The organism is uncultured Thiohalocapsa sp. (assembly GCF_913062725.1).
GTDB lineage: Bacteria > Pseudomonadota > Gammaproteobacteria > Chromatiales > Chromatiaceae > Thiohalocapsa.
In genome coordinates this window covers 1-7,823 of sequence record NZ_CAJXWY010000102.1, presented here as the reverse complement: position 1 = coordinate 7,823, position 7,823 = coordinate 1, and the positions used below count along the sequence as shown (strand labels likewise).

General features: G+C 67.5%; 7 protein-coding genes. 2 read left to right on the top strand and 5 right to left on the bottom strand.

All coding sequences use genetic code 11. The annotated features are described in order from the left end of the window. Window positions 1-365 precede the first annotated feature (365 nt). Both QZ588_RS17340 and ampD read left to right on the top strand, forming a co-directional pair. Window positions 366-554 (top strand): CBS domain-containing protein, encoded by a 189-nt coding sequence (locus QZ588_RS17340; RefSeq protein ID WP_295544289.1) that lies wholly within the window; start codon window positions 366-368, stop codon window positions 552-554. Between the two features lie 7 nt (window positions 555-561). After that, complete coding sequence (ampD, locus tag QZ588_RS17335; RefSeq protein WP_295544287.1) at window positions 562-1,140, top strand: 1,6-anhydro-N-acetylmuramyl-L-alanine amidase AmpD; 579 nt, start codon at window positions 562-564, stop codon at window positions 1,138-1,140. A 35-nt stretch (window positions 1,141-1,175) separates the two neighbouring features. On the opposite strand, the gene QZ588_RS17330 is transcribed toward ampD, so the two are convergent. The 5 genes from QZ588_RS17330 to QZ588_RS17310 all read right to left on the bottom strand — a co-directional run. Continuing rightward, window positions 1,176-2,021, bottom strand: a complete 846-nt coding sequence (locus QZ588_RS17330; protein WP_295544286.1) for a UDP-2,3-diacylglucosamine diphosphatase — start codon at window positions 2,019-2,021, stop codon at window positions 1,176-1,178. Window positions 2,022-2,235: 214 nt separating this feature from the next. Then, window positions 2,236-3,228, bottom strand: coding sequence for a Nudix family hydrolase (locus tag QZ588_RS17325; RefSeq protein WP_295544284.1), 993 nt, complete (start codon window positions 3,226-3,228; stop codon window positions 2,236-2,238). Next, window positions 3,197-4,417, bottom strand: coding sequence for a bifunctional glutamate N-acetyltransferase/amino-acid acetyltransferase ArgJ (gene argJ / locus QZ588_RS17320; RefSeq protein WP_295544282.1), 1,221 nt, complete (start codon window positions 4,415-4,417; stop codon window positions 3,197-3,199). The genes QZ588_RS17325 and argJ overlap by 32 nt, the downstream gene beginning before the upstream one ends. Further along, on the bottom strand, window positions 4,396-7,278 hold the full coding sequence (secA, locus tag QZ588_RS17315; RefSeq protein ID WP_295544280.1) for a preprotein translocase subunit SecA: 2,883 nt from the start codon (window positions 7,276-7,278) through the stop codon (window positions 4,396-4,398). Before secA ends, argJ begins: the two co-directional genes overlap by 22 nt. 155 nt (window positions 7,279-7,433) lie before the next feature. Then, window positions 7,434-7,823, bottom strand: a 390-nt coding sequence (locus tag QZ588_RS17310) for a M23 family metallopeptidase (RefSeq protein WP_295544278.1), incomplete at its 5' end; no start/stop codon positions are given.

The following is a 7,823-nucleotide window of genomic DNA, read 5'->3' as shown; positions in this document are numbered from 1 at the left end:
GCGGGCTGGGTTGCGGCTGGCGGGGGTCTCGACAGCAGGGATGCTGTCGTGAAGCCTACAGGGACGTATTCACGGCGTCCCCCGTCAGCTGCAACCCAGCCCGCAGACGCCTGCGCCGGACATTGACAGCCGCCGGGTATACTATTCGCGAGGCAGCGCCGAGGTTGGACCTGGCGCATCGGGTTGTGGGTCTTTGCAGATCGAAGAGCAGCCCGCGAGGGTCGCCGTGGTGATGTCCTCGGACCCGAACCAGCATACCAGCCCCTGGCCGCCGAGCCCCGCCCGCCGCATATTGCCTGACACCGGAATAGACCATGCGCCGCCCAGAAGCTTGCTGCCCACCGCATGACAGCGTCTTGGACCGGGTGAACATCCCCGCGATCATGTCGAAGCCGGCCATCAGCGTCTCGCCGGACAGGGACATCCGCGACGGTGCCCGGCGCGTTTCCCGCTTCAATCGGTCCCGGGCACCGGTCGTGAGCGACGGCGAGGTGGCGGGCTTTGTCAGCCTCACCGCTCCCGTCATCGAGGACATGGCGGCGAAGCGGGGCTGACGGCGACATGGCTCAGCAACAGGCGTTGGGCGGGGATGGCTGGCTCGAGGCCGTGCGCCGCGTGCCGTCACCGCACTGCAACGCGCGTCCGGCGGGCACCGTGATCGACCTGCTGGTCATCCACAACATTGCCTTGCCGCCGGGGGCATTCGGCGGGCCCTGGGTGGAGCAGCTCTTCTGCGGACAGCTCGACCCCGACGCGCACCCCTATTTCGCGACCATCGCCAGCAATCCCGTCTCCGCGCATCTGTTCATCCGCCGCGACGGCGAGACGGTGCAGTTCGTCGATCTCTGGCAACGGGCTTGGCATGCCGGGCGCTCGTGCTGGCACGGCAAAAGCGAGTGCAACGACTACGGCATCGGCATCGAGCTCGAGGGCACGGATGAGACGCCTTTCACCGCCGCCCAGTATCGGCGCCTGGCCGCACTCACCGGCGAGATCATGCGTCGCTTTCCGGCGATCACCGCCGAGCGGATCGTCGGCCACAGTGATGTGGCCCCCGGGCGCAAGACAGACCCCGGACCCGCGTTCGACTGGGACCGGTATCGCCGGTTGCTCGCCGCCGTCGACGGCGCCCGGCGCTGAGCCCGAGCGCCCGGCTCGCGCGCCCAGCTCGGGACTTAGCCCGCACGCACCATCGCCGCCGCCGGCGTATGCACGGACAGCGGCCATTCGGTGGTGAGAATTTCCTGCTGCTCGGTCCAGCGCACGAGCTCCATGGTGCCGTCGTGATGCTCCACGAGGGCCGTGCAGCTCTCCACCCAGTCGCCGCAGTTGCAATAGGTGACGCCGTCGATGTCCCGGATCTCGGCATGGTGGATGTGACCACAGATCATCCCGTCCACCCGGCGCGCCCTGGCCTCGCCGGCCACCGCCCGCTCGAAGTCGCCGATGTAATTGACGGCGTCCTTGACCCGATGCTTCAGATAGGCCGCCAGGGACCAGTAGCCCAGCCCGAGCCGCCGTCGCATCCAATTCAGCCGGTGATTCACCGACAGCAGCAGATCGTACAGGTGGGAGCCGAGCACCGCGAGCCAGCGCTCGTTTTGGACCACGTGGTCGAACTTATCGCCATGCAGGATCAGGAATTCACGCCCGTCGCTGGTGGTATGGACGATCTCGTCGCGCACCGCCACGTTGCCGAAGTCGCTGCCGACGTGGGGGCGCAGGATCTCGTCATGGTTGCCCGGCACATAGATCACCTCGGTGCCGTTACGCGCCTTGTCCAGCACAGCGCGCACCACATTGTTGTGGGACTGCGGCCAGTGCACGCCGTTTTTCATGGCCCAAATATCGATGATGTCGCCGACCAGGTAGAGCTGGCGGCATTCGGTGGCCTGCAGAAAGTCCAGAAGAAATTCCGCTTGGCAGCCACGGAAGCCCAAATGGACATCGGAGATCCAAATGCTGCGATATTTGAGGGGATGGAGACGTTCGACCTGACCGACACTGAACGCTGCACGCATACGGGCCACCACGGCGGGTCCAAATACCCGCTATGGTCGCGTGCGATTGTTGCGGTGGTATTGACACCGCATGAAGATCCGGTGAAACGCGCACGCTCATGGGCACCGCGCGCTGTCGTGGCGAGCGTACCATGACCGTCATACGACCATTACATGACGCTGTGATGACCCGGGCGGATTGATTCGTGGCCCGCGGCGCCAACGGCGATAGCCCTCACACCGTGCGCCAAAACCCGGAGATCGCCGCGACGCCCTGGGCGCCATGGACGAAGCTGTGCTCGAGATCGGCCTCGGACAGGCCGCCGAGGGCATACACCGGCAGCGTAGCCGCGTCGGCCAGCGCCGCGAACCGCTGCCAGCCGAGGGGGACGGCCCGTGGGTGGGTCGCCGTGGGCATGACGGGACCCAGCAGCGCATAGTCCAGCCCGAGCGCCGCGGCGCGCTGGAGATCAGCCGCGCTGTGACAGGAGGCGCCGACCAGCGCCGCACCCGCCGGACGCGCGTCTAGACGCCACAGGGCGTGCGCCTGCAGGTGCAGTCCGTGCGCGGGCACATCGGCCATGGCCTGCGGACGGCGGTTCAGCAACAGCCTGGCGCCGGCCTGCCGGCACAGGGCGAAGGCCTGTCGGGCGAGGCCACAGTAGGCCGCATCGCCGATGCCATGGGCACGCAGTTGCACCAGCTCGAGACCGCCTGCCAACGAAGCCTCCAGGCGGCGCAGGAAGCCCGACGCGTCGCCCGGGTCCGCCCCCGTGATCAGATAGCGCACCGGCAACCGCAGGGCATCGATAATGGGCTTGTCCGCCGCGGGGAAGCGCTGCGCGTCCAGGGCCGCCGGCGCTACCCAGTCCAGCGGCTGACCTTCCAGGCCCCGCGGCTCGCCGGCGAACCCGGACACCAGGAAGACATCCAGCAGCACCCGGCGGTCGTCGTAGTCGTGGCGCACACGGATCAGCGGGCGGGCGCTTCGCACCTCGACGCCGAGCTCCTCGCGCAATTCCCGGGCCAGCGCGCGGCGGGCGGGCTCGTCGGGCTCCAGCTTGCCGCCGGGGAACTCCCACAGCCCGCCCTGATGCACGTCGGCGGCGCGCCGGGCGATGAGCACCCGCCCCCGGCCGTCGAGCAGGGCGCCGGCGGCGACGTGGACAAGGCGCTTGTGCGGGTTGGGACGGCCCTCAGGTCCGGTACTCGGCATTGATCCGGACATAGTCATAGCTCAGGTCGCAGGTGAGCAAGCGCACCGCAGCCTGCCCCCGCCCCAGGGCCACGCGGATACGCAGGGCGTCCTGCGCCATGACGGCACGACCCGCGGCCTCGGTGTAATCCTCGTCGCGCCCGCCGCCGCTCACGATCAGGCAGTCATCGAGCCAGATACGCACCCGCGCGATGTCGAGCTCAGGTACACCGGCACGCCCGACGGCGGCCAGGATCCGTCCCCAGTTTGGATCGGACGCGAACAGCGCCGTCTTGACCAACGGCGAGTGGGCGATGGTGTCGGCAACCGTGCGCGCCTCGGCGGGGCTCGCCGCCTCCGCCACCTCCAGCGTCACCAGTTTGGTCGCGCCTTCGCCATCGCGGACGATGGCCGTGGCGAGTGTGTCACAAACGCTGTGCACCGCTTGGGTCAACGCCCTGGCGGCCGCCGTCTCGGTACGCACCGGGGGTGCGTCCAGGGTCGCGGCGGCGCAGAGCACACAAGCGTCGTTGGTGGAGGTATCACCATCGATGCTGATGGCGTTGAAGGTGTCGGCGACGGTCTCGCGCAGGATCGCACTCAGCAACGCTTGCGGCACGGCGGCGTCCGTGGCCAGGAAGGCGAGCATGGTGGCCATGTCCGGGCGGATCATGCCGGCGCCCTTGGCGATGCCCACCACGGTCGCCTCACGGCCGTCGATGTCGCAGCGCGCGCTGGCGGTCTTCGGCGTCGTGTCGGTGGTCATGATGGCACGGGCGGCGTCTTCCCAGCCGTCCTCGCGCAGCGCGGTGAGCAAGGTTGGGAGTGCTGCGGCGATGCGCGCCGCCGGGAGATATTCGCCGATGACGCCGGTGGAGAACGGCAAAACCTGCGCCGGGTCGCAGTGGCCGGCGACGGCGAGTGCGCTGCAACAGGCCTCGGCGTCGGCGAGACCGCGGGCACCCGTGCCGGCGTTGGCATTGCCGGCGTTGATCAGCAGCCACCGTGGCGAAGTCTGTGTCAGGTGCCGCCGGGCCAGCTGCACCGGTGCGGCGCAGAAGGCATTGGTGGTGAACACCGCCGCCGTCTGCGCGGCTGGCGGCAGGGCCATCAGCACCAGATCATCCCGCCCCTGATAACGGATCCCGGCGGCGCCGGCGGCGAGACGAACGCCCGGGATGCGTAATGCCGCCACCGGGCTCAGGCCACCTTGCCGTGGCACTGCTTGTATTTCTTGCCCGACCCGCAGGGACAAGGCTCATTGCGGCCGACCTTGCGCTCGCCCCGCACAAAGGGCTGATGATCGGCGCCGGGAGCCGCGTCCTGACCGACGCCCGCCGCTGTCTGACGCCGCCCCGTCGCCCGTGCCTGCTGGGCCGCACCGGCGGCCTGATCGCCGTCCGCAGTGGCCGGCTCGGCGGCGGCGCCGAGGCCAGAGAAGGCCTCGTGCTTGAACTGGAAGTCGCGCTGGCGGGGCTCCGCGGGTGCCACGTCCTCCGGCGAGCGCACCTGCATGCGCGAAAGCGTGCGCACCACTTCTTGCTTGATGTTCGCGAGCATGGCCGAGAACATCTCGAAGGCCTCGCGCTTGTACTCCTGCTTGGGGTTCTTCTGCGCGTAGCCCCGCAGGTGGATACCCTGGCGCAAGTAGTCCATTTGTGCCAAGTGGTCTTTCCACTGGGTGTCCAGGGTCTGCAGCATCACCGCCTTCTCGATCTGGCGCATGGTGTCGGCGCCGACGAGCTTTTCCTTCTCGGCGTAGTAGCCGGCGACCGTATCGGCGATGCGCTGGCGCAGCGTCTCCTCGTGCAGATCGTGATCCGCGTCCAGCCATTGCTGGATGGGCCAGTCGCCACCGAAGAAGTCCGCCAGCGCCTGGGACAGCCCGGGCACGTCCCACTGCTCCTCCAGGCTTTGTGGCGGGACGTGGCCGCTGATGAGGTTATCCAGGACGTCCGCGCGCATGGCCGCGACGGTGCCGGAGATGTCCTCGCCGTCCATGAGCTCCCGGCGCTGCTCGTAGATCACCTTGCGCTGATCATTGGCGACGTCGTCGTACTCCAGGAGCTGCTTGCGGATGTCGAAGTTGCGCCCCTCGACCTTGCGCTGGGCATTCTCGATGGCCTTCGTCACCCACGGATGCTCGATGGCCTCGCCTTCCTGCATACCCAGGCGCTGCATCATGTTGCCGACCTTGTCGGAGGCGAAGATGCGCATCAAGTTGTCTTTCAGCGACAGGTAAAAGCGTGAGGAGCCCGGGTCACCCTGGCGCCCCGAGCGCCCGCGCAGCTGGTTGTCGATGCGCCGCGACTCGTGGCGCTCGGTGCCGATGACATGCAGTCCGCCGGCGGCGATGACGCGCTGGTGGCGGGCCTGCCAGTCGGTCTTGATGCGCTCGCGCGCCGCCGCATCTGCGACCGCCTCGAGCTCGGCGTCCAGATTCCCGCCGAGCACGATATCGGTGCCGCGACCCGCCATGTTGGTGGCGATGGTCACGGCGCCGGGCTCGCCGGCGCGGGCAACGATGCCCGCCTCGCGCTCGTGCTGCTTGGCGTTCAGGACCTCATGGTCGATCTGCTCCTGCTTGAGCAGATTCGAGACCAGCTCGGAGGTCTCGATGGAAGCGGTGCCCACCAGCGCCGGCTGGCCGCGCTCGACGCACACCTTGATATCGTCGATGATTGCGCGGTATTTCTCGTCCTGCGTCAGGTAGACGAGATCGCCGCGATCCTGGCGGACCATGGGCCTGTGGGTCGGAATCACCACCACCTCGAGCCCATAGATGCTCTGGAACTCGTAGGCTTCGGTATCCGCGGTGCCGGTCATGCCGGCGAGCTTGGGGTAGAGCCGGAACAGGTTCTGAAAGGTGATGGAGGCCATCGTCTGGTTTTCGGGCTGGATCTCCACCCCCTCCTTCGCCTCGACGGCCTGGTGCAGGCCCTCGGACCAGCGCCGGCCGGGCATGGTGCGGCCGGTGAACTCGTCGACGATGATGATCTGCCCGTCGCGGACGATGTAGTCCACGTTCTTCTGGAACAGCGCATGCGCCCGCAATGCGGCATAGACATGGTGCATGAGGACGATGTTGGTCGCATCATACAGGCTCTCACCATCTCCAAGGAGGCCGAGCTCCATGAGCATGGCCTCCACCCGCTCGTGCCCCTCTTCGCTCAGATACACCTGGCGGGACTTTTCGTCCACGGAGAAATCACCGGGGCCGAAGTCCGGTTGGCCCTCTTCGTTCTTGATGGGCTCCTGGCGGGTCAGGCTCGGGATAACCTGGTCGATCTGTTTGTACAGATCGGTGCTGCCCTCCGACGGCCCGGAGATGATGAGCGGCGTGCGCGCCTCATCGATGAGGATGGAGTCCACCTCGTCGACGATGGCGTAGAAGGGATCACGCTGGACACGCTGCTCCGGCGTGAAGGCCATGTTGTCGCGCAGGTAATCGAAGCCGAACTCGTTGTTGGTGCCGTAAGTGATATCGCCACCATAGGCCTCGCGCCGCGTGCACGGCCGCAGATGGCGGTAGCCGGGCTCGCCGGCGGCGGGCTCGAAGGCCGGGTCGTAAAGGAAAGATGCCGTGTCCGGGCTGCCGCCCCCCGAGCTGTTGATGACACCCACCGTGAGGCCCAGGAAGTCGTAGATCTGCCCCATCCAGGCGGCATCACGACGGGCCAGGTAGTCGTTGACGGTTACCACGTGCACGCCCTTGGCGGGCAGGGCGTTGAGGCAGGCGGCCAGGGTGGCCACCAGCGTCTTGCCTTCGCCGGTGCGCATCTCGGCGATCTTGCCGTCGTGCAGGACCATGCCGCCCACCAGCTGCACATCGAAGTGGCGCATCCCCAGCACGCGCTTGCCCGCCTCGCGCACCACGGCGAAGGTCTCGTCGAGCAGATCCTGCAGCGGTGTGTCGGCGCACGCGCGCTCGCGCAGCCGCTCCATGCGACTGCGCAGCTCGGCATCGCTCAGGCGCCCCAGCCCGTCTTCCAGCGCATTGATGGACTCGGCAATCTTGAGCAGCTTCTTGACCAGACGGTCGTTGCGGCTGCCGAAGAGCTTCTTGAAGACGTTGATACCCATGAATTGCCCGCGAAGGGACCTCAGCGGCGTGAAGAAATCTCTATAGGATACCCGAAGGTGGGGCCGAGCGCTGCGCGTGTGACCCGACTGCAGCACAACGATGGCGCACCCACCGGGGCACGGCGGGTGCGGTGTGGCCGCCATGTGCGAGGGCGTCAGAGGCGGGCGAGACGGGATTTCCTGCTCAGATCCAGGTACTGCATGGGGTTGATCGCTTCGCCGTTGCGCCGCACCTCGAAGTGGATATGCGGCCCCGTGGAGCGCCCCGTGGAGCCGAGCTTGGCGATGATCTGGCCCTTGCTCACCATGTCGCCCTCCTTCACCAGATTGCGCTGATTGTGGGCATACCGGGTCTCGAGCCCGTTGGCGTGGCGCACTTCGACGATGTTGCCATAGCCGCCCTTGCGTCCGGAGAAGATCACGATGCCGTCGGCCATGGCAACGATATCGGTGCCCGACTTGGCCGCGATATCGATGCCCTTGTGCATGCTGCGACGACCGGTGATGGGGTGGCGGCGGTAGCCGAACCCAGAGGTCACGACGCC

Coding starts and splice junctions, on each gene's coding strand:
- ampD (WP_295544287.1), top strand. CDS start 562: ATGGCTCAGCAACAGGCGTTGGGCGGGGATGGCTGGCTCGAGGCCGTG.
- QZ588_RS17330 (WP_295544286.1), bottom strand. CDS start 2,021: ATGCGTGCAGCGTTCAGTGTCGGTCAGGTCGAACGTCTCCATCCCCTC.
- QZ588_RS17325 (WP_295544284.1), bottom strand. CDS start 3,228: ATGTCCGGATCAATGCCGAGTACCGGACCTGAGGGCCGTCCCAACCCG.
- secA (WP_295544280.1), bottom strand. CDS start 7,278: ATGGGTATCAACGTCTTCAAGAAGCTCTTCGGCAGCCGCAACGACCGT.